The sequence below is a fragment of the Streptomyces sp. NPDC012888 genome, assembly GCF_042900645.1.
Lineage (GTDB): Bacteria > Actinomycetota > Actinomycetes > Streptomycetales > Streptomycetaceae > Streptomyces.
In genome coordinates, this window is record NZ_JBIBBM010000001.1 from 338,920 (window position 1) to 358,702 (window position 19,783).

Annotated in this window: 17 protein-coding genes; 9 read left to right on the forward strand and 8 right to left on the reverse strand. The window is 75.2% G+C overall.

Features of this window, described 5'->3' with window-relative positions; all coding sequences use genetic code 11:
- Positions 1 to 113: 113 nt before the first annotated feature.
- From ACFY61_RS01465 to ACFY61_RS01475, 3 genes are all read right to left on the reverse strand, one after another.
- Positions 114 to 830 (reverse strand): TSUP family transporter, encoded by a 717-nt coding sequence (locus ACFY61_RS01465; protein ID WP_389465407.1) that lies wholly within the window; start codon positions 828 to 830, stop codon positions 114 to 116.
- A 135-nt stretch (positions 831 to 965) separates the two neighbouring features.
- Positions 966 to 3,035, reverse strand: coding sequence for an elongation factor G (fusA, locus tag ACFY61_RS01470; protein ID WP_389465409.1), 2,070 nt, complete (start codon positions 3,033 to 3,035; stop codon positions 966 to 968).
- Between the two features lie 387 nt (positions 3,036 to 3,422).
- A complete protein-coding gene (locus ACFY61_RS01475) occupies positions 3,423 to 3,929 on the reverse strand; it encodes a MarR family winged helix-turn-helix transcriptional regulator (RefSeq protein ID WP_389465412.1) in 507 nt (168 codons plus the stop codon).
- A 126-nt stretch (positions 3,930 to 4,055) separates the two neighbouring features.
- Between ACFY61_RS01475 and ACFY61_RS01480 the strand changes: the two genes are divergently transcribed.
- On the forward strand, positions 4,056 to 5,297 hold the full coding sequence (locus ACFY61_RS01480; protein WP_389465414.1) for an MFS transporter: 1,242 nt from the start codon (positions 4,056 to 4,058) through the stop codon (positions 5,295 to 5,297).
- Positions 5,298 to 5,507: 210 nt separating this feature from the next.
- Complete coding sequence (locus ACFY61_RS01485) at positions 5,508 to 6,884, forward strand: DUF1906 domain-containing protein (protein ID WP_389465416.1); 1,377 nt, start codon at positions 5,508 to 5,510, stop codon at positions 6,882 to 6,884.
- Positions 6,885 to 6,912: 28 nt separating this feature from the next.
- Here the strand turns inward: ACFY61_RS01485 and ACFY61_RS01490 are convergent, their stop codons facing one another.
- The gene (locus ACFY61_RS01490; RefSeq protein ID WP_389465417.1) at positions 6,913 to 7,431 is read right to left on the reverse strand and encodes a pyridoxamine 5'-phosphate oxidase family protein; all 519 of its coding nucleotides are present in this window, start codon (positions 7,429 to 7,431) and stop codon (positions 6,913 to 6,915) included.
- 128 nt (positions 7,432 to 7,559) lie between these two features.
- Between ACFY61_RS01490 and ACFY61_RS01495 the strand changes: the two genes are divergently transcribed.
- Positions 7,560 to 8,288 (forward strand): SDR family NAD(P)-dependent oxidoreductase, encoded by a 729-nt coding sequence (locus tag ACFY61_RS01495; RefSeq protein ID WP_389465419.1) that lies wholly within the window; start codon positions 7,560 to 7,562, stop codon positions 8,286 to 8,288.
- On the opposite strand, the gene ACFY61_RS01500 is transcribed toward ACFY61_RS01495, so the two are convergent.
- The 3 genes from ACFY61_RS01500 to ACFY61_RS01510 form a co-directional block, all read right to left on the reverse strand.
- Complete coding sequence (locus ACFY61_RS01500; RefSeq protein ID WP_389465422.1) at positions 8,257 to 9,033, reverse strand: class I SAM-dependent methyltransferase; 777 nt, start codon at positions 9,031 to 9,033, stop codon at positions 8,257 to 8,259. The two genes, ACFY61_RS01495 and ACFY61_RS01500, sit on opposite strands and share 32 nt — an antisense overlap.
- Positions 9,034 to 9,822: 789 nt before the next feature.
- Positions 9,823 to 10,926 carry an acyl-CoA dehydrogenase family protein gene (locus ACFY61_RS01505; protein ID WP_389465424.1) on the reverse strand — a complete coding sequence of 368 codons (1,104 nt, stop codon included), beginning with the start codon at positions 10,924 to 10,926 and terminating at the stop codon, positions 9,823 to 9,825.
- Complete coding sequence (locus ACFY61_RS01510) at positions 10,926 to 12,071, reverse strand: acyl-CoA dehydrogenase family protein (protein ID WP_389465427.1); 1,146 nt, start codon at positions 12,069 to 12,071, stop codon at positions 10,926 to 10,928. The genes ACFY61_RS01505 and ACFY61_RS01510 overlap by 1 nt, the downstream gene beginning before the upstream one ends.
- 51 nt (positions 12,072 to 12,122) lie before the next feature.
- On the opposite strand from ACFY61_RS01510, the gene ACFY61_RS01515 reads away from it, so the two are divergent.
- The 6 genes from ACFY61_RS01515 (at position 12,123) to ACFY61_RS01540 (ending at position 18,720) form a co-directional block, all read left to right on the forward strand.
- Positions 12,123 to 12,983 (forward strand): SDR family oxidoreductase, encoded by an 861-nt coding sequence (locus ACFY61_RS01515; RefSeq protein WP_389465429.1) that lies wholly within the window; start codon positions 12,123 to 12,125, stop codon positions 12,981 to 12,983.
- Between the two features lie 22 nt (positions 12,984 to 13,005).
- Positions 13,006 to 13,620: a TetR/AcrR family transcriptional regulator gene (locus ACFY61_RS01520; protein WP_389465432.1), complete on the forward strand. Its 615-nt coding sequence runs from the start codon at positions 13,006 to 13,008 to the stop codon at positions 13,618 to 13,620.
- A gap of 21 nt (positions 13,621 to 13,641) precedes the next feature.
- The gene (locus tag ACFY61_RS01525; protein WP_389465433.1) at positions 13,642 to 14,799 is read left to right on the forward strand and encodes an acetyl-CoA C-acetyltransferase; all 1,158 of its coding nucleotides are present in this window, start codon (positions 13,642 to 13,644) and stop codon (positions 14,797 to 14,799) included.
- Between the two features lie 314 nt (positions 14,800 to 15,113).
- Positions 15,114 to 16,751, forward strand: a complete 1,638-nt coding sequence (locus ACFY61_RS01530; protein WP_389465436.1) for a DEAD/DEAH box helicase — start codon at positions 15,114 to 15,116, stop codon at positions 16,749 to 16,751.
- Positions 16,752 to 16,881: 130 nt separating this feature from the next.
- Positions 16,882 to 17,721, forward strand: coding sequence for a PP2C family protein-serine/threonine phosphatase (locus tag ACFY61_RS01535; protein WP_389465437.1), 840 nt, complete (start codon positions 16,882 to 16,884; stop codon positions 17,719 to 17,721).
- A gap of 48 nt (positions 17,722 to 17,769) precedes the next feature.
- Positions 17,770 to 18,720 carry an MASE1 domain-containing protein gene (locus ACFY61_RS01540; protein ID WP_389465440.1) on the forward strand — a complete coding sequence of 317 codons (951 nt, stop codon included), beginning with the start codon at positions 17,770 to 17,772 and terminating at the stop codon, positions 18,718 to 18,720.
- A gap of 96 nt (positions 18,721 to 18,816) precedes the next feature.
- Here the strand turns inward: ACFY61_RS01540 and ACFY61_RS01545 are convergent, their stop codons facing one another.
- On the reverse strand, positions 18,817 to 19,764 hold the full coding sequence (locus ACFY61_RS01545; protein WP_389465442.1) for a tyrosine-protein phosphatase: 948 nt from the start codon (positions 19,762 to 19,764) through the stop codon (positions 18,817 to 18,819).
- Between the last annotated feature and the right edge of the window lie 19 nt (positions 19,765 to 19,783).

Below are 19,783 nucleotides of genomic sequence, written 5' to 3' on the forward strand. Positions count from 1 at the left end.
GCGCGGATTCCGTCAAATGCCTGGTTTGATGGGCGTTTCAACTCTTTCCGCGGTTGCTCCTTCCGGCTTCAACCGCCGGACGGCAACAAGGGGACGGCATCGCTCGCAGCCCCTTACAGCCCGGCCACCAGGCGGCCGGTGTAGCCCAGCATCACGGTCCAGAAGAGGCCCGTGTACCCGCGCTCCCCGATGCTGCTGTTGAACCGCCGCCCCAGGAAGGTGGCGCCGAACATCACCGGAAGGCAGACGACGGCCACGACGTAGTCGGAGCCGCCCAGCAGCGCCGCGTCCGTCCACACCGCGGTCTTCGTGACGTCCCCGACCAGCGAGGCCAGCGACAGGGCGCCGACCAGGTGGAAGCGGTCCAGCTCCAGGCCCCGGAACGCCAGACCCTTCAGCGGGCCGGACGTCCCGCTGAAACCGGACGTCGCACCGGCCGCGAGGGCCATGACCGGGGCACCCGCCCGCCGGAAGCGGGTCAGGGCCGGCGATTCGAGCAGGAAGGCGGCGGCGAAGCCGACGATGACCGCGACCGTCACCGCACGCTCGGGCGCTGACACCAGCAACCGCGCGCCCACGAAGGTGCCCACGGCTATCAACGCGATGATCACCGCCGCCTTCCGGTACGGCAGCGTCCTGCGGTACGCGAACACCTTCACCAGGTTGTTCATGGCGAGCAGCAGGGCTGCCATGGCCACCCCGGACTTGGTGCCGAGCAGCAGGGCGAGGGTGGGCACCAGGATCAGGCTGCCTCCGAACCCCGCCGAGGCGGAGAGCGTGAAGGCGGCGAACACCGCCGCGAACACGACCGGGAGGAGATAGGGCTCCATCGGAGCTCCTCGGTTCACACGGGGCCCTGACACCACCACCATCGTGCGGCCGGGCGCGGACCGCAAAAGGGGCGCGGCGCCACCCGGCCGGCCACCCCGTGCCGGGGTGCCGGGCCGGGCGGCGCGCGCCGGCGGTCAGCCGCCCAGTACCGCGGCCGCGACCTGGGCCGGGACCGGGGACAGGCCCGAGGGGCGGGCGGTGAAGGTGCCGCGGCCCTGGGTGCGGCCGCGCAGGGCGGACGCGTAGCCGAACAGTTCGGCCAGCGGCACGACCGCGCTCACCACCGCCGTGCCGGAGCGGCTGGTGGAGCCGGAGACCCGGCCGCGCCGGGCCCCGAGGTCACCGAGGACCCCGCCCACCAGGTCCTCCGGCACGGTCACCGTGACCTCCGCGACCGGCTCCAGGAGCTCGACGGTGCTCGCGCGGAGCGCCTCCCGCAGGCCGAAGCGGCCCGCCGCCCGGAACGCCATCTCCGAGGAGTCCTTGGCGTGGGTGGCGCCGTCGGTCAGCGTCACCCGCAGCCCCGTCACCGGGTGGCCGCCCAGCGGGCCGTCCGCCAGGGCGTCCCGGCAGCCGGCCTCCACCGCGCGGACGAACTCCTGCGGCACCGCGCCGCCGGTGACCGCCGAAGCGAACACGAAGCCGTCGCCCTCCTCTCCGCTGAGCGGTTCCACGTCGAGCACGACGTGCGCGAACTGGCCCGCTCCGCCGTCCTGTTTGACGTGGCGGTGGACGAAGCCGGTGACCCCGCGGACCACCGTCTCCCGGTACGAGACCCGGGGGCGGCCGACCGTCACCTCCACCCCGCGGTCGCGACGGATCTTCTCCACCGCCACCTCCAGGTGCAGCTCGCCCATGCCCGACAGCACGGTCTGGCCCGTCTCCGGATCGGTCCGCACGACCAGTGAGGGGTCCTCCTCCACCAGCCGGGCCAGGGCCGCCGCCAGTCGCCCGGTGTCGGTGCCGCGCCGTGCCTCGACCGCCACCGTCACCACCGGCTCGGCCGTAGACGGCGGTTCGAGGACCAGCGGCGCCCACGGCGCGCACAGCGTCGTCCCGGCCCGTGCGGCCTTCAGCCCCACCACGGCGACGATGTCACCGGCGGTCGCCTCCTCCCGTTCCTCGTGCCGGTCGGCCTGCACCCGCAGGATCCGGCCGATCCGCTCGGTACGCCCGGTCGCCGCGTCCAGTACGGTGCCGCCCTTGCGGACGGTGCCCGCGTACACGCGGACGAAGGTCAGTCGTCCGGTCGGCGTCGCCGTCACCTTGAACGCCAGCGCGGTGAACGGCGCCGCCGGGTCGGCGGGCCGCTCCTGCCCGGTGCCGTCCAGCGTCCCGCGTACGGGCGGCAGGTCGCCCGGTGCCGGCAGGTACGCGACGACCGCGTCCAGCAGCGGTTCCACGCCCCGGTTCCGGTACGCGGAACCGCACAGCACCACCACGCCGTCCCCGGACAGGGTCAGGTCGCGCAGGGCCGCCGCCAGCGCCTCACCGGTCAGGGTGCCGGTCGCGCAGTACTCCTCCAGCGCCGTCGGGTGGAGTTCGGCCACCGTCTCCGCCAGCGCCCGGCGGCGGTCCTCCGCCTCCGCCCGCAGGCCGTCCGGAACCGGCCCCTCCGTGTACCGGCCGGAGCCGTCGGGCCACAGCAGGGCCCGCATGCGGACCAGGTCCACCACGCCGGTGAAGCCGTCCTCCCGCCCGACGGGCAGCTGGACCACCAGCGGGACGACGCCCAGCCGCTCCCGGATCGACGCCACCGCGGCGTCGAGGTCGGCGCCCGCCCGGTCCAGCTTGTTGACGAACGCGATCCGCGGGACGCCGTGCCGGTCGGCCTGCCGCCACACCGACTCGCTCTGCGGCTCGACCCCGGCGACGGCGTCGAAGACGGCGACCGCCCCGTCCAGCACGCGCAGCGAGCGTTCGACCTCGTCGGCGAAGTCGACGTGGCCGGGGGTGTCGATCAGGTTGACGCGGTGGCCGTCCCAGGCGCAGCTGACGGCGGCGGCGAAGATGGTGATGCCCCGGTCGCGTTCCTGGGAGTCGAAGTCGGTGACGGTGGTGCCGTCGTGGACCTCGCCGCGCTTGTGGATGGTGCCGGTCGCGTACAGGATCCGCTCGGTGACGGTGGTCTTTCCGGCGTCGACGTGCGCCAGGATGCCCAGGTTGCGGACGGCGGAGAGGGGTGCGTGGACGTGCGTGTGCATGGCCGGGGGCCTTTCGGAGGACGCGTGCGTGGAAGGAAGGGCAGCGCGATTCCCCGGACGGACGGAGCCGGCGGTACGTGTGGATGCGGCTCAGGGGTGCGTCACGGGCACACGGTGCCGGCCGCGCAGCCGGCACCGTGCGCACGAGGACACCCGGATCACGTCGTAGCGGGCCGGGGAAGCGAAGGCGGCGGTGCGGACACGGCACACGACACTGCTCCCCTCTCGACTCGGACGCTCCGACGGCGCGCCGCATCCGATGTGGCGGCGCGCACGTCGGTGAGTGTAGGGACCGGCGGACACCGGGGGCACGGCATTTTCTCCGCGTGGCCGGACGGGCGGCCGGCGGCCGTCGAGCGCCCCGGTCGACGTGGGGTTGACGGAGGTTCAGCCGGCCGGGGTGTCGCCCAGTGACTCCAGCAGCGTGCGCAGGGCGTCGCCGGTCGCGGCGGCGTCCTCGCGGGGGAGCGCCGACAACAGGCGGGCCAGGTTGTCGAAATGGGCGACGATCAGCCGGTCGGTGAGCTCGTGGCCGTGCGGCGTGAGGCGGATGCGGACCTGGCGCCGGTCGCCGGCGTCACGCACCCGCTCCACCAGCCCCTTGGCCTCCATCCGGTCGACGCGGTTGGTGATGGCGCCCGAGGTGACCATGGCCGTCCTGAGGAAGGCGCCGGCCGTCAGCTCGTAGGGCGGGCCGGAGCGGCGCAGGCTGGTCAGCACGTCGAACTCGCTGATCTCCAGCTCGTGTTCGGCGAGGAACGACTTGAGCTCGCGCTCCACGATCCGGTTGAGCCGCTGGATCCGGCCCACCAGCTGGACGGGCCACAACTCCTCCGCGAGATCGGGGCGTTCGGCCGTCCACTGGCCGACGATCGCGTCGATCGCGTCACTCACCCGGGTCAGTCCCTTCAACGTAGACCTTCTCAACGTTAAGAGACTTGACGCCGGGGAGGTCTTTCGGTTTTTATCTCAACGTTGAGATTATCAAAGCTGAGGTTTCTGGACCAGGGGGCCCGCCACATGCAACTCACCGAACGCACCCGCCACACCCGCCACACCCGACCCGCCGCCCCGCGCGCCGCCGGGCCCGCGACGCGCCAGGTCCCGGCCCTGTGGCCCGCCCTGCTCGCCGCCCCGGCCGCCGCCGGGGCCAACGCGCCGGTCCTGATCCTCCCCGACATCGCCGCCTCCTGGGGGGCCGGCACCGCCACCGCCGCCTGGTTCGTCCAGGCCTTCGCCTGGGGCATGGCCGTCGGAACCCCCCTGGCCGCCGGCCTGGTCCGGTTGCGCGGCCCACGCCCCGCCCTGCGGACCAGCGCCGCGCTGGTCCTCGCCGGCACCCTCGCCCTCCTCGCCTCGCCGTGGCTGCCGCTGGCCCTCGCGGGCCGGGTCGCCCAGGCGCTCGGCGCGGCCGGGCTGATCGCCGTGGCCATGGGGCTGGCCGGCAGCGCGCGCCGGATGGGGGCCATCACCGCCGGGTTCGGGGTGCTCGGCGCCACCGGGCCGCTGCTCGGCTCCTGGATCGGCGGAACCACCTCCTGGCGGGTCGCGCTCGCGGTGTCCCTGGTCGCGCTCGCCGCCGTACCGGTGGTCGACCGCCACGCCGCCGCCGGACGGCCCGACCCCGGCGCCCGGTTCGACGCGCGCGGCGCCGCCCTGCTCCTCGCCCTCGTCACCGCCCTCGTCGTGGTCCCCCGCCACCCCCTGCCCGCGCTCGCCGCCGCCGTACCGCTGGGCGTCCTGCTCGCCCTCCACGTCCGGGCCCGCTCCGCCGGGTTCGTCCCGGTCGCCGTGCTGCGCGCCCCCGGGTTCCTCCCCTCCGCGCTGCTCGCCTGCGCCCTGTCCACCTCCTACTTCACCCTCCTGTTCGCCGTACCGCACTGGCTCGGGGAGCGCACCGACTGGTCCGCCACGGCCATCGGCACCGGCCAGCTGCTCGCCCTGCTCCTCGGTTCCGCGCTGTCCTGGGTGCTGGCCGCGGCCTCCCTGCGGCTGGGGCACCGCCGGGTGCTCGCCGTCCTGGCCGGCGCCGGAGTGCTGGCCCCGCTGACCGCCCTCACCGCACCGTGGGCGGCGCTGCTCCTCCCGGTCGCCGCCCTGGCCGTCTTCGCCACCACCGGCGGCAACGCCACCCTCTCGGTGCGGGCCGCCGGCGGCGTCGGCGCCGCCCATCGGCCCGCCGCCCTCGGCCTGTTCACCCTCTGCTACCAGCTCGGCGGTGCATTCGGCCCGGCCCTGGCCGCGGTCCTGCTCTACTCCTGAGGGCAGCCCGTCTGACGCGCGGGTACGCGCCTCACTCGTGCGGGTGAGGCGCGGACCGGGCCCGGGCGGAGCCCGCCCTTCCCTGGTGGGCGGCCCGACCGGCGGGGCGGCCGACCGCCCCGCGGGCACCCGGCCGGTACCGCCGTACGGACCACCACCGCGCTCCCTCGCCGCCATGGAGGGGGCGCGCGTTCTGGTACCCAGTGACGCATGATCACTCGGATTCTGCTGGGCTCCCTGCTCGGAGCCGCCTCCCTGGTGACGGCCGCCGCGGTGCCCGCGACCGGGGACCACGGACGCACCGTCGGCTACGAGGGGATGCGGCTGACCGTCCCCGACCACTGGCGGGTCGTCGACCTCGACCGGAACCCGGCCACCTGCCTCCGGCTCGACGTCCCCACCCTCTACCTCGGGCGCGCGGGCGACCAGGCCGCCTGCGCCGGCCGTCCCGCCGCCACCCGCGCCGACACCCTGCACCTGGAGCCGCTCGCCGGCGCCCCGGAACGGGCCGACGTCCCCACCGTCGAGGTACCCGTCGGCACCGCCGTACCGGGCACCTCCCCGGGCCCCGCCGACGGCAGCCACGAGGTCCGCTACGTCCTGCGGCAGGCCGGAGTCGTCGCCACCGCCTCGTACGCCGACACCCCCGCGGCCGTCCGCGGCGTGATGGAACGCGCCACCACCACCGGGGCCGTGCGGCCCGGCACCCGCCCGGCGACCCCCGCGGCGGCCGGCGTCGTCCGCACCCAGCCGCCCTACCGCGGCGAGGGGTTCGACGCCTGCACCGCCCCCGCCCAGAGCACCATGGACACCTGGTGGGAGCACTCCCCGTTCGGCGCCGTCGGCGTCTACATCGGCGGCCCCGCACGGGCCTGCGCCCAGCCCCGGCTGACCGCCGACTGGGTACGCGAACAGGCCCGTACGGGCTGGCACCTGATGCCGATCTGGGTCGGCCCGCAGCCCTGGCGCGGCGGATCCGCGACCGCCCTGTCCACCTCCGCCGACACCGCCCGGGAGCAGGGGCGGACCGCCGCCGACGGCGCGGTCGCGGCCGCCCGGCGGCTGGGGCTGGCCGAAGGCACCGTCCTCTACAACGACCTGGAGCACTACTCCGACCGCGCCACCTGGGACGCCCCGGTGGTGTCCTACCTGCTGGCCTGGACCGAGCGGCTGCACGAACTGCGCTACCGCTCCGGGGTCTACGCCTCGGCGAGCTCCGGGGTGAAGGCGCTCAGCCGGTTCCACGACCGGGCCCCCGCGTCCATGCCGGACGTCCTGTGGGCCGCCGCGTGGAACAGGCAGGCGAGCGTCACCGACGCGGACATGGGACTGCCGGCCGGAACCGCCCAGTGGACCGGCGGGCGCCGGGCCCACCAGTTCCGGGGAGACCACGACGCGACCTACGGCGGGCTCACGCTGAACATCGACCGCAACTGGCTGGACGTCTCCGTGACCGCCGCCCCGACCGCCCCGGAGCCGGAGGACGACGACGTGGAGCCCGCCGAGGACGAGGAGGACGACGCCGAGACCGACACCGGCTCCGGGGCGGGCTCCCTGGCCACCGCACCGGGCCGCACCGCCTCCTGAGCCCGGCCGGCGGCCCGCCCCCGGGGCCTCACGCCGGGGGCGGGGACGCCACCTCGCGGGCCGGCTCGTCGTCGTCGCCCCGGCGGAAGGTGTGCAGTCCCTTCGCCGGGGTCCACGTCCGGATCACCAGCTCGTCCCGGTCCACGTCGATCCGCATGACCTCCGTCAGCTCCGCGCGGAACAGGTGGAAGGGGTGCTCGGTACCCGTCTCCTCGGCGAACCGGTGCTGCTCCGGGGGATCCACGACCTCGATCGCCCGTCCGGAGACCCGCACGTCACCGTCCGGCATCATCTCGTCCGCGCCCGGGTTCGCGTGCAGCGAGAACCGCGGGTCGCGCCGGAGGTCGAGGGCCTTCATGGAACCTGCCATCATGCCGAGCCACAGCTCACCGCCGCGGAACTCCGTGTTCAACCCGCTCACCCGCGGCGAGCCGTCCTTCCGCAGGGTGGCCAGCACGTGGTGCTTGTACAGGCCGAACCGCTCGCGCACCTGCTCCGCGAACTCCGGTTCCGCCTTCTCGAACGCTGCCCAGTTGTTCGTGGTCATACCCCCCATCAAAGCGCCCGCAGGAGCCGGCGCCGGCCCCGGCACGCCCCCCCGGGCCACTTCCCCCTCACGGACATGACTGCTAGGAGTACGACTGTCCGGAACACCGGCGGCGGGAGGGGCGGGCCGTGACCGCGCTCGACGGCAAGGTAGTGATGATCACCGGCGCGGGACGCGGCCAGGGTGCCGCGGAGGCCCGGCTGTGCGCCCGGGCCGGGGCGAGGGTCGTCCTGACGGACGTACGGGAGGACGAGGGCCGGGCGGTCGCGGCGGAGCTGGGCGGACGGGGGATCTTCGTCCGCCACGACGTCCGCGACCCGGACGCCTGGACGTCCGCGGTCCGGGCCGCCGTGGACACGTACGGGACGGTCTCGGCGCTGGTCAACAACGCGGCGCTGTGGCGCACCGCGCACGTGGAACGCCAGAGCCTGGAGGGCTTCGAGGAGCTCCTCCGGGTCAACCTGCTCGGCGCCTTCCTCGGGATCCGGGCGGTCGCGCCGGTGATGCGGGCGGCCGGCGGCGGCTCGGTGGTCAACATCTCCTCCACCGCGGGACTCGTCGGCATACCCGGCCACGCCGCCTACGGCTCCACGAAGTTCGCGCTGCGCGGGCTGACGCGCTCGGCGGCGCTCGACCTCGGCCCGGACCGGATCCGGGTCAACTCCGTCCACCCGGGGGCCGTCGACACGCCGATGGTCGCGGAGGCCGTGGCGGGACGGGACTGGTCGCACCTGGCGCTGGGCAGGATGGGGCGGCCGGAGGAGGTGGCCCCGCTGGTGGTCTTCCTGTGCTCGGACGCCTCCGCGTACATGACGGGCGCGGAGTTCACCGTGGACGGCGGGATGACGGCGGCATGACGGCGAGGCGCAGCTCCACGGCGTAGTGCTCCTCGACCTCGCCGGACGGGAACCGGGCCGTGAGCAGGGCGCGTTCGGCAGCGAGGAACTCCTCCCCGGCGGCGCCGGCCGTCAGGAACAGCGAGTGCGTGGACAGTTTCGCGAGGTGGACGTCGAGGGGGACGCGGCGGGACCAGTGCAGGGTGCGGTCGGTGAAGCGGGCGGCGGGGCCTTCGGCGCCGGTGCCCCGCACACGGTGGTCGGCGGTGTACCAGCCCTCGCCGAACCGGTCCCGGATCCGGGCGTCCTGCTCGGCGATCCAGGGGACGGCGACGTCGGGCTCGTTCCAGAACAGGGCGAGTGCGCCGCCGGGGCGCAGGACCCGGGCGGCCTCGGGGACGGATCGGGCGGGGTCGGTCCAGTGGAACGACTGGGCGTAGGTGACCAGGTCGAGGGAGGCGGTGGCGAGGGGGAGGCGGTTGCCGTCGCCGCGGACGAGGGGGACGTCGGGGAGGCGGCGGCGGAACTCGGCGGCCATGCCGTCGCCGGGCTCCACCGCGACGACGCGGGCGCCGCGGTCGCGCAGACCGGCGGTGGCGAGGCCGGTGCCGGCGCCGACGTCCGCGGTGCGGGCGCCGCGGAGGGGGCGGCCGGCGAGCGTCTCGACCGCGTCGAAGAGGGCGGCGGGGTAGGCGGGACGGTGGGCGCCGTAGCGCTGGGCGGCCCGGCTGAACGAACGCGCCCGCGCCTCACTGAACTCGACCATGCCCGACCCCTACCCGGCCCGGCCCCCCACAACGCCCGGCCTCCAGCTCCTCCGCCCCGGCCCCCGCGCCTGCCGCGCCCGTCAAGCCCGAGCGGCGTTCGAGCGGGCCCGGCGGGGGTGCCGGGTGGCGGGCCGGTTCCGCCCGGGCTCCTGGGACTCCGCCCCAGCCCCCGCGCCTCAATCGCCGGCGGGGCTGGATTGGGCGGGCCTTTCAAGCCCGAGCGGCGTTTGAGCGGGTCCGGCGGGGGTGCCGGGCAACGGGCCGGTTCCGCCCGGGCTCCTGGGGCTCTGCCCCAGACCCCGCGCCTCAATCGCCGGCGGGGCTGGGTGGGGCTGGCCTCGACCGCCCGGCGGGGCGGGTGTGCCGCCCCCTGACCGCCGGCGCAGCCTGGTGGGGCGGGCCTTTGGAGCCCGAGCGGCGTTTGAGCGGGTCCGGCGGGGGTGCCGGGCAACGGACCGGTTCCGCCCGGGCTCCTGGGGCTCTGCCCCAGACCCCGCGCCTCAATCGCCGGCGGGGCTGGGTGTGGCGCGGCTCAGCCGCCGGCGGGGCTGGGTGTGGCGCGCCTCAGCGGCCGGCGGGGCTGGGTGGGGCTGGCCTCGACCGCCCGGCGGGGCGGTGTGCCGCCCCTCTGCTGCCGGCGCAGCCGGGTAGGGCGGGGCTTTCGAGCCCGAGCGGCGATTGAGCGGGGTCCGGCGGAGCCGCCGGTCCGCGGCCCGGGCTAGGGGCGGGGATTCGGGGCTCGAGCGCCGCCGGCCGGGCAGGGCGCCGGGTGCGGTACCGACGCCGGGTCACCGCGGGGTCGGCAGGATCTCGGCGCGGCACGTCGCCGGGGTGCCCCACGCGTCGCGCAGGGGCCGGGACTTGCGCAGCCAGAGGGAGAGGTCCAGCTCCTCCGTGTAGCCCACCGCCCCGTGCACCTGCAGCGCCGCCCCCGCCGCGGCATACGCCGCCTCGCCCGCCGCCAGCTTCGCCATCGCCGTGTCCGCACGGCCCAGCGTCAGGGCGGCCGCCGTGTCCCCGCGGCCCGGCCGCGGTGTCGCCGCCGTGTCCCCGCGGCCCAGCGGCAGCGCCCCCGCGTCCCCGCGGCCCAGCGGCAGCGGCCCCGCGTCCCCGCGGCCCAGCGGCAGCGCCGCCGCCCACAGCAGCGGCTTCGCGAATTCCAGGCCCAGCAGTACGTCGGCCAGACGGTGCTTGACCGCCTGGAAAGCGCCGATCGGCGTCCCGAACTGCTCGCGCTGCCCCGCGTAGGCCACCGTCCGTGCCAGCAGGGCCTCGCCCACCCCCACGCACTGCGCGGCCGTCAGCAGCCGTGCCCACCGCAGCGCCGTCCCGGCCGCCGCCCGCACCGCCGCCCCGGAGGCCAGCAGTTCGCCGCCCGGGGGCAGCACCGACAGCTGGCGTGCCGGGTCGGTGGACCGGAACGACTCCCCGGGCGGGGGAGCCAGCCGCAGTTCGTCCGCCGACACCGCGAAGCGGTACCCCGCCACCGCCGCGTCCAGCGCGTACGGCCCGCCCCCGGGCAGGGTCAGCGTGGCCGGCGCCTCGCCCCCCGTCAGCGCCGGCAGGAACCGCTTCGCCGGCGCCTCGTCCCCCAGCTCGGACAGCAGCACCACGGCCACCGCCGTCTCCACCAGCGGCCCCGGCATCGCCGCGCGCCCCAGCTCGACGAACGCGGCGGCCAGTTCCACCGGCAGCGGGCCGAGGCCGTCGTACGCCTCCGCCGCCGCCAGCGCGAACAGGCCGGTGCCGGCCAGCCGCCGCCACACCGCCAGACCCGGCGCCGGGTCCCCCGCCGCCCACGCCCGCGCCGCCGCCGGTACCTCCGCCGCGGCCAGCAGGGACCGTACCGTCGACGCGTAGGCGGACTGTTCCCCGGTCAGCAGGAAGCGCATCAGCGGCGGCCCTTCGGAAGGCCGAGCAGCCGCTCGGCGATGATGTCGCGCTGGATCTCGTTGGTCCCGGCGTAGACCGGCCCGGCGAGCGAGAACAGCCACGGCTCCGCCCACGGCCCGTCCGCGCGTTCGGCGTCCGGACCGAGCAGGTCCAACGCCGTCTCGTGCAGGGCGATGTCGTACTCCGACCAGAACACCTTGTTCAGGCTGGACTCCGCGCCGATCGACTCCCCGGCCGCGAACCGCGAGGCGTTCGCCCAGGTGAACAGCTCGTACGCGCGCGCCCCCACCACCGCGTCCGCGACCCGGTCGCGCAGCGCCGTGTCGGACGGGTCCGCGGCGGCCCGCCACAGCCGGGTCAGCCGGCCGGCCGCCGCCAGGAACCGCCCGGGGGAGCGGAGGGTCAGCCCCCGCTCGTTGCCCGTGGTGGACATGGCGATCCGCCAGCCCTGCCCCGGCTCGCCGATCACGTCCTCGTCCGGTACGAAGACCCCGTCAAGGAACAGCTCCGCGAACGCCGGCTTGCCGTCCAGCCGCCCGATGGGACGGACCGTCACACCGGGCGCCCGCAGGTCGAACATCAGGTACGTCAGCCCCTGGTGCGGCTTCGCGGCGTCCGGGTCCGTCCGGAAGATGCCGAACGCCCGGTCGGCGAACGCGGCCCGCGACGACCAGGTCTTCTGGCCGGACAGCAGCCAGCCGCCGTCCGTGCGCACCGCCCTCGACCGGAGCGAGGCCAGGTCCGAGCCGGCCTCCGGCTCCGACCACGCCTGCGCCCAGACCACCTCGCCGCTCGCCATGGCGGGCAGCACCCGGGCCCGCTGCTCCGCCGTGCCGTGGTCGAACAGGGTGGGGGCGAGCAGGCTGATGCCGTTCTGCGACACCCGGCCCGGCGCGCCCGCCGCGTAGTACTCCTCCTCGAACAGCAGCCAGCCGAAGATGTCGGCGGCCCGGCCGCCGAACTCCTCGGGCCAGGACACCACCGACCAGCGCCCGGCGTGCAGTTCGGCCTCCCACTCGCGGTGCGCGGCGAAGCCCTCGGCCGTCTCCAGCGACGGCAGGGGGGCGGGCGGGACGTGCTCGGCCAGCCACTGCCGGGCCTCGGAGCGGAGGGCCTCGGCCTCCGCGGTGTGCGTCAGGTCCACCGGGTTCTCGCCTCCTTCCCTAACAAGTGTTTGGTAGGCTAACGTACCGTCATGAGCACCGTCGAGGAGTCGGGCAACGGAAGCGGAAGCCGAAGCAGAGGCGGAGGCGGAGGCGGCACGGCGGGCCGGCCCGGGCCGCCCGCGTACGTCCCGCCGCACGGCCTGCTGCGCGGCCGGACAGCCGTCGTCACCGCGGCCGCCGGCGCCGGCATCGGCGGCGCCACCGCCCGACGCTTCCTGGAGGAAGGCGCCCGCATCACCATCGGCGACGCCCACGCCCGCCGCCTGAAGGAGACCGAACAGGCCCTCGCCGCCGAGTTCGGAGCCGACCGCGTCACCTCCCTGCCCTGCGACGTCACCGACGAGGAACAGGTCCGCGCCCTCTTCGCCCACGCCGAACGGGCCCACGGCGGCCTGGACATCGTCGTCAACAACGCCGGGCTCGGCGGCACCGCCGCCCTCGTCGACATGACCGACGAACAGTGGTCCAGGGTCCTCGACGTCACCCTGAACGGAACCTTCCGCTGCACCCGGGCCGCCCTGCGCTCCTTCCGGGCCGCCGGCCGCGGCGGGGTCGTCGTCAACAACGCCTCCGTGATCGGCTGGCGCGCCCAGACCGGCCAGGCCCACTACGCCGCCGCCAAGGCCGGGGTGATGGCCCTGACCCGCTGCGCGGCCCTGGAGGCCGCCGAGTTCGGCGTACGCGTCAACGCGGTCGCGCCCAGCCTCGCCATGCACCCCCACCTGGCCAAGGTCACCAGCCAGGACCTCCTCGACGAACTGACCTCCCGCGAGGCCTTCGGCCGGTACGCCGAACCCTGGGAGATCGCCAACGTCATCGTCTTCCTCGCCGGCGACTACTCCTCCTACATGACCGGGGAGACCGTCTCGGTCAGCAGTCAGCGCGCGTAGCCGGTGGGCCCAGAATGGACACGTGTCAACGAACAAGAAGAAGCCGCAGGTGACGGCCACGCCGGAGCGCCGTCGCGAACTCCTCGGCACCGCGGCCGAGGTGTTCGCCGCCCAGGGCTACAACGCCACCACCGTCCGCAAGATCGCCGACGCGGCCGGCATGCTCGCCGGAAGCCTCTACTACCACTTCGATTCCAAGGAATCGATGCTCGACGAGATCCTCTCCGCCTTCCTGAACGAGCTGTGGGAGGGCTACGACGCCGTCCTCGCCGCCGGCCTCGGCCCCCGCGAGACCATCGAGGCGCTCGTCACCGAGTCCTTCCGCGAGATCGACCGGCACCGGGCCGCCGTGGCCATCTACCAGAAGGAGGCCCGCACCCTCTCCTCCCAGCCCCGCTTCCACTACCTCTCCGACTCCCAGGTGAAGTTCGAGAAGGCGTGGCTCGGGACGCTGGAGCGGGGGGTCGCCGCCGAGGTCTTCCGCGCGGACCTGGACATCCGCCTGACGTACCGGTTCGTCCGCGACACCGTGTGGGTCGCCGCGTCCTGGTACCGGCCGGGCGGGCAGCACAGCCCCGAGGAGATCGCCCGCCAGTACCTGTCGATGGTGCTGGACGGGATCGCCGTACGCACGTAACCCACGAAGGAGCGTTCCGTCATGCCCGAGGCCTACATAGTCGAAGCCGTACGCACGCCGGTCGGGCGGCGCAGGGGCGGCCTGGGCGGGGTCCACCCCGCCGACCTCGGCGCGCACGTGCTGCGGGCCCTGGTCGAACGCTCCGGGATCGATCCGGCGGCCGTGGAGGACGTCGTCTTCGGCTGCCTGGACACGGTGGGGCCGCAGGCCGGGGACATCGCCCGGACGGCGTGGCTGGCGGCGGGGCTGCCGGAGGAGGTGCCGGGCGTGACCGTGGACCGGCAGTGCGGCTCCTCCCAACAGGCGGTCCACTTCGCGGCGCAGGCGGTGATGTCCGGCACGGCGGACCTGGTGGTCGCCGGCGGCACCCAGAACATGACGATGATCCCGATCGCCTTCGCCTCCCGGCAGGCCGCGGAACCCCTCGGCCTCACCGAGGGCCCGTACCTCGGGTCGGCCGGGTGGCGGGCCCGGTACGGGGACGCGCCGGTGAACCAGTTCCACGGCGCCGAGCTGATCGCCGCGAAGTGGGGCATCTCCCGGCGGGACATGGAGGAGTTCGCGCTGCGCTCCCACCAGCGGGCGGTGCGGGCGATCGACGAGGGCCGCTTCGCACGCGAGACCGTGCCGTACGGGGAGGTCGGGGTGGACGAGGGGCCGCGGCGCGACACCACGCTGGAGAAGATGGCGGCCCTCGCGCCGGTGGTGGAGGGGGGCACGATCACGGCGGCGGTGTCCTCGCAGGTGTCCGACGGGGCGGCGGCGATGCTGCTGGCCTCGGAGCGGGCGGTGCGGGAGCACGGGCTGCGGCCGCGGGCCCGCGTCCACCACCTCTCGGTGCGGGGCGAGGACCCGATCCGCATGCTGTCCGCGCCCATCCCGGCCACGGCGCACGCCCTGAAGAAGACGGGCCTGAGCCTGGACGACATCGACCTGGTGGAGATCAACGAGGCGTTCGCGCCGGTGGTGCTGGCCTGGCTGAAGGAGACGGGCGCGGACCCGGAGCGGGTCAACGTCAACGGCGGCGCGATCGCGCTGGGGCATCCGCTGGGGGCGACGGGGGTGAGGCTGATGACGACGTTGCTGCACGAGCTGGAACGGACGGGTGGGCGGTACGGGCTCCAGACCATGTGCGAGGGCGGCGGCCAGGCGAACGTGACGATCCTCGAACGCGTCTAGCCCCACCGGAGCGGCCCGGCGGGGGCTCCGCCCAGGCATGTGGGGCGCTGCCCCACCCCCCGCGCCTCAATCGCCGGCGGGGCTGATCCGGCCCGGCGGGGCGCTGCCGCGCGACCGGGTCCCGGCGGGGCATCTCAAGCCCGAGCGGCGTTTGAGCGGGTCCGACGGGGGCTCCGCCCGGGCATGTGGGGCTCCGCCCCACCCCCGCGCCTCGATCGCCGGCGAGGCTGGTGGTGCCGGCGGCGCTGAATGGGCCGGCGGGGCGCGATGCGCGGGGCCGGGTGAGATCCGCGCATGCTAGCGTGGCGTCTCATATGACCAGCTCCAGCCCCATACCTGCCGCCCGCCGCCCCGCCCGCCGCCGGGGATCCTCCGCCCAGGGCGCCGGGGGGCGCCCCAAGAAGAGCGCAGCTCCCGCGGCGCGGCCGCAGGAGTTCACGATGCCCGAGTCGCTGACTCCCGCGCTGCCGCCCGTCGCCGCGTTCGAGGACCTCGACATGCCCGGGGCGTTGCTGAAGACCCTCGCCGAGCAGGGCGTCACCGAGCCGTTCCCGATCCAGGCCGCCACCCTGCCGAACTCCCTCGCGGGCCGCGACCTCCTCGGCCGTGGCCGCACCGGTTCCGGCAAGACCCTGGCCTTCGGACTCGCGCTGCTCGCCCGTACGGCCGGCCGCCGGGCCGAGCCCAAGGCGCCGCTCGCGCTGGTCCTCGTACCGACCAGGGAGCTCGCGCAGCAGGTCACGGACGCGCTCACCCCGTACGCGCGGGCGCTGCGGCTGCGCGTCGCCACCGTCGTCGGCGGCATGTCGATCAACCGGCAGGCGGCCGCCCTGAGGCAGGGCGCCGAGGTGTGCGTGGCCACGCCCGGCCGGCTCGCCGACCTGATCGACCGCGGGGACGTCACCCTGGAGCGCGTGGCGGTCACCGTCCTCGACGAGGCCGACCAGATGTGCGACATGGGCTTCCTGCCGCAGGTCACCCGCCTGCTCAAGCAGGTCGAGGAGGGCGGCCAGCGGCTGCTGTTCTCCGCGACGCTCGACAAGAACATCGACAAGCTGGTCAAGCAGTTCCTGACCGACCCGGTCACCCATTCGGTGGACCCGTCGGCGGGCGCCGTGGCCACCATGGAGCACCACGTCCTGTACGTCCTGGACGAGACCGACAAGAAGGCCGTCGCCACGCGCATCGCCGCCCGCGACGGCCGGGTCATCCTCTTCCTGGACACCAAGCGGTCGGTCGACCGGATGGTCAAGAAGCTGCTGGCCAGCGGCGTCCGGGCGTCCGGGCTGCACGGCGGGCGCTCGCAGCCCCAGCGCAACCGCACCCTCGACTGGTTCAAGACCGGCGAGGTCACCGCGCTGGTCGCCACCAACGTCGCCGCCCGCGGCATCCACATCGACGACCTCGACCTGGTCGTCAACGTGGACCCGCCCACCGACCACAAGGACTACCTGCACCGGGGCGGGCGCACCGCCCGGGCCGGCGAGTCCGGCAGCGTGGTCACGCTGGTCCTGCCGGACCAGAAGCGGGACATGACCCGGCTGATGGCCGACGCGGGGATCCGGCCGAACACGGCGCAGATCAAGTCCTCGGACGAGGAGCTGACCCGGCTGACCGGAGCGCGCGAGCCCTCCGGCGTCCCGGTGGTGCTGGAGGTGCCGCAGCCGGCGCAGGCGAAGACGCAGCCGAAGACGCAGCAGAGGACGTCGCCGAAGGCGTCCAGGTCGTCCGGCGCCGCCGGGGGCGGCGGGGCCGCCAAGGGCGGGGCGTCCCGCTCGCGCCGTCGCGGCCGGGGCTCCGGTACGGGTACCGGCGCCGCTGCCGGCACCGGCAAGGCCGCCGGCGGCGAGGGCTCCGCGTCGGCCACCGCTCCCCGGGCCCGGTCCGGTGGCGCGGCCGCGGCCTCCACGCGGAGCCGCGTCGGGTCCCGCCGCCGGGGCCCCGGCGCCTGACCCGGCACCGCACACCCGCGCCACGCGCACCACGCGTACCACGGCCGCCGCCCGCATCCGGGCGGCGGCCGTCGGCACATCCGGCATACCGGAAATATGATGAGCGGATGGATGCGGCTCGGAGCGGTCCGTGAACCGGCGCCGCCACCCGGGCAGTGCGGAGCTCCTCAGTACCCTCGGGCGGCTCACCGCCCAGGCGCGGGAAGGCGCGGAGCTGCACCACGCCCGGCTGGAGCTGGCCGAGGCGCTGCAACGCGAGATGCTGCCGGCGGCCCTGCCGGTCGTGCCAGGACTGCGGACCGCCGCCCGCTACGCGCCCGCCCGCGACGGCCTGGACATCGGCGGCGACTGGTACGACGGCTTCCGGCTCCCGGGCGGTGCCCTCGCCTTCTCCATCGGCGACGTGCAGGGCCACGACGTGGAGGCCGCCGCCTTCATGGGACAGGTCCGCATCTGCCTCCGCGCGGTCGCCGCGGTGGTCTCCGACCCCGGCGAGGTGCTGCGCCGGGCCAACGACGTCCTGCTCGCCATGGACTGCCGGCTCTTCGCCACCTGCACCCTGCTCCGCGTCGACCCCCGCACCGGCGAGGTGGAGAGCGCACGCGCCGGGCACGTCCCCACCGTCTGGGCCACCACCGACGGCCGGTACGGCGTCTCCTCGGACGAGGGAGGCCTCCCCCTGGGCATGATGCCCGGCACCCGGTACCCGGTGACCCGGCACCGGCCGACCGGCGCCGGAGCCCTCGTCCTGCTGACCGACGGCGTGGTCGAAGGGCCCCGCTTCCCCATCGAGACCGGCCTGGCCCGCGTCCTCGACGTCGTCCGCCGCGCCCCGGACGCCGACCCCGACGCGCTGGCCGCCGAGATCATGCGGGTCGCCGACTCCACCGGCCACGCCGACGACGCGGCCGTCCTGGTCCTCCGCCACGACCCACCGGCACCCGCCCCCGCACCCGCAACCCCCGCCTAGCGCGTGTCGCGGTCCGCCCCGCCCCGCCGCCTGTTGTCTGATGCTGGGGTGCCCCCCGCGCGATGGCGAACCCTCACCCTGACCCTGCTCCAGGTACTCGCCGTGGCCGCCGCCTACTACGTGGGCGGGCGGATCGGCCTCGTCCAGCGCGTGGTCGTCGACGGGGCGATGGTCACGCCGCTGTGGCCGCCCACCGGCATCGCCCTCGCCTGCCTGCTCTGGCTGGGCCCCAAGGTCTCGTCCGGCATCGCCCTCGGCACCTACCTGGCCATCGAGCGGATCAGCAGTTTCGACCTGCCCGACCTCGGCATCGTCGCGGGCAACACCCTGGCCCCGCTCTGCGCCTACCTCATGCTCCGCCGGGTGGACTTCCACCTCGAGCTGGACCGGCTGCGGGACGGCCTCGCCCTGGTCTTCCTCGGCGGACTGCTGCCCATGCTGATCAGCGCGACAGCGGGCACCGCCACGCTCGTCCTCACCGGCGACCTCACCGTCCCCGCCGCCCTGCCCGTATGGGCCGCCTGGTGGGCCGGCGACGCCATGGGCGTGCTCGTCGTGACCCCCCTGCTGCTCGTGCTCCGCCGGGCCCGGATGCCCGATGACCCGGTCCGGGTGGGCGAGGCGATGGCCCTCGGCGTGGTCACCGTCGTCGTCACCCTGGTCGCCACCCGCAGCAGCCTGTCCCTGCTCTTCTTCGTCTTCCCCCTGCTGATCTGGGCGGCCGTACGGTTCCAGCTCGCCGGGAGCGCACCCTGCACCCTGTTCGTCTCGGTCATGACGATCTCGGCAGCCATCGACCGGGCCGGCCCCTTCGCCGACCGCACCCTGCTGGAGATCATGGTCAACCTGCAGGCCCTCAACGGGGCCGCCGCCCTGACCGGCCTGCTGCTGGCCGCGCTCGTCACCGAGCAGAACGACATCCGGGAACGGATCGAGCTGGCCTGCGAGGAGCTGGCCGAGGTGGTGGAGCGGCTCGGTCCCCGCAAGCCGGCCGACTGAGGCCGGCAGGCTTGGGACGGGAGCCGGCCGACGCCGGCGGCCGGCCCCCGTCACCGCCGGCGGCCCCCGTCACCGCCGGCGGTCAGCGGTCAGCGGTCAGCGGACCAGCTTCCTCTGGAGCTGCGCCAGGGTGCCCAGGTCCAGCCCCAGCCCACGCGTCAGGTACCCGTAGAAGTCCCCGTAGTCCGCCGCGAGCTGGGCCGTCGCCGCGTCCAGGTAGTCCTGCCGGACCTCCTGCAGCGGGATCAGCAGGTCCGGGTTCTGCATCCGGCCCGACTGCTTCAGCCCCTCCCGCAGCCTCGCGTCGTACGCGGCCCGGAAGGTGTTCGAGGCCAGGTAGTCCTGCTCCGCGCTGCCCCGCGGCACGGCCAGCGCGCGCAGCAGCACGTAGCCCAGCCACCCCGTGCGGTCCTTGCCCGAGGTGCAGTGGAACAGCAGCGGGCCCTGCGAGCCGTTCGCGATGTCCCGCAGCGTCGCCCCGAACTGCGCCCGGTTCTCCGCGCTGGTCACGAACGTGCGGTAGATGTCGCGCATGTACGCCTCGGCGCGGCCGCCGCCGAGCATCTGCTCCTGTCTGACCGGGTCCCCGCTGGCTATGGCGCCGACCAGCGTCCCGTACAGACCGAGGTCGCTGACCGGGCGGGAGGTGGCGGCGAGCCCGGGCGGCAGCCGGTCGGCGCCGCCGTACTGGAGCTCCATCGGGATCCGGAAGTCCACGACCTTCGTGAGGCCCAGGCCGGAGACGGTGGCGATGTCCGCCTCGGTCAGCTTGCTCAGCGCGTCGGAGCGGTAGACCAGTCCGTGACGGACCTTCCCGCCCGTGTAGGTGAGGTAGCCGCCCAGGTCACGCACGTTGACGGCGCCCTGGAGGGGGATCTGGCGGATCGTTCCAGCCGACGACGGACGCACGGCGTGCGCGGAGGCGACGGCGGAGGCGGCGGCCGCCGCCGGGGGCTGCGCGGCGTACGCGGGGGCGGGAAGGGTTGCGATGGCCAGCGCGGACAGCACGGTCGCGGTCGCCAGGCGGATTCGGGCACGGCTCATCATTGCGACTCCTCGCGGA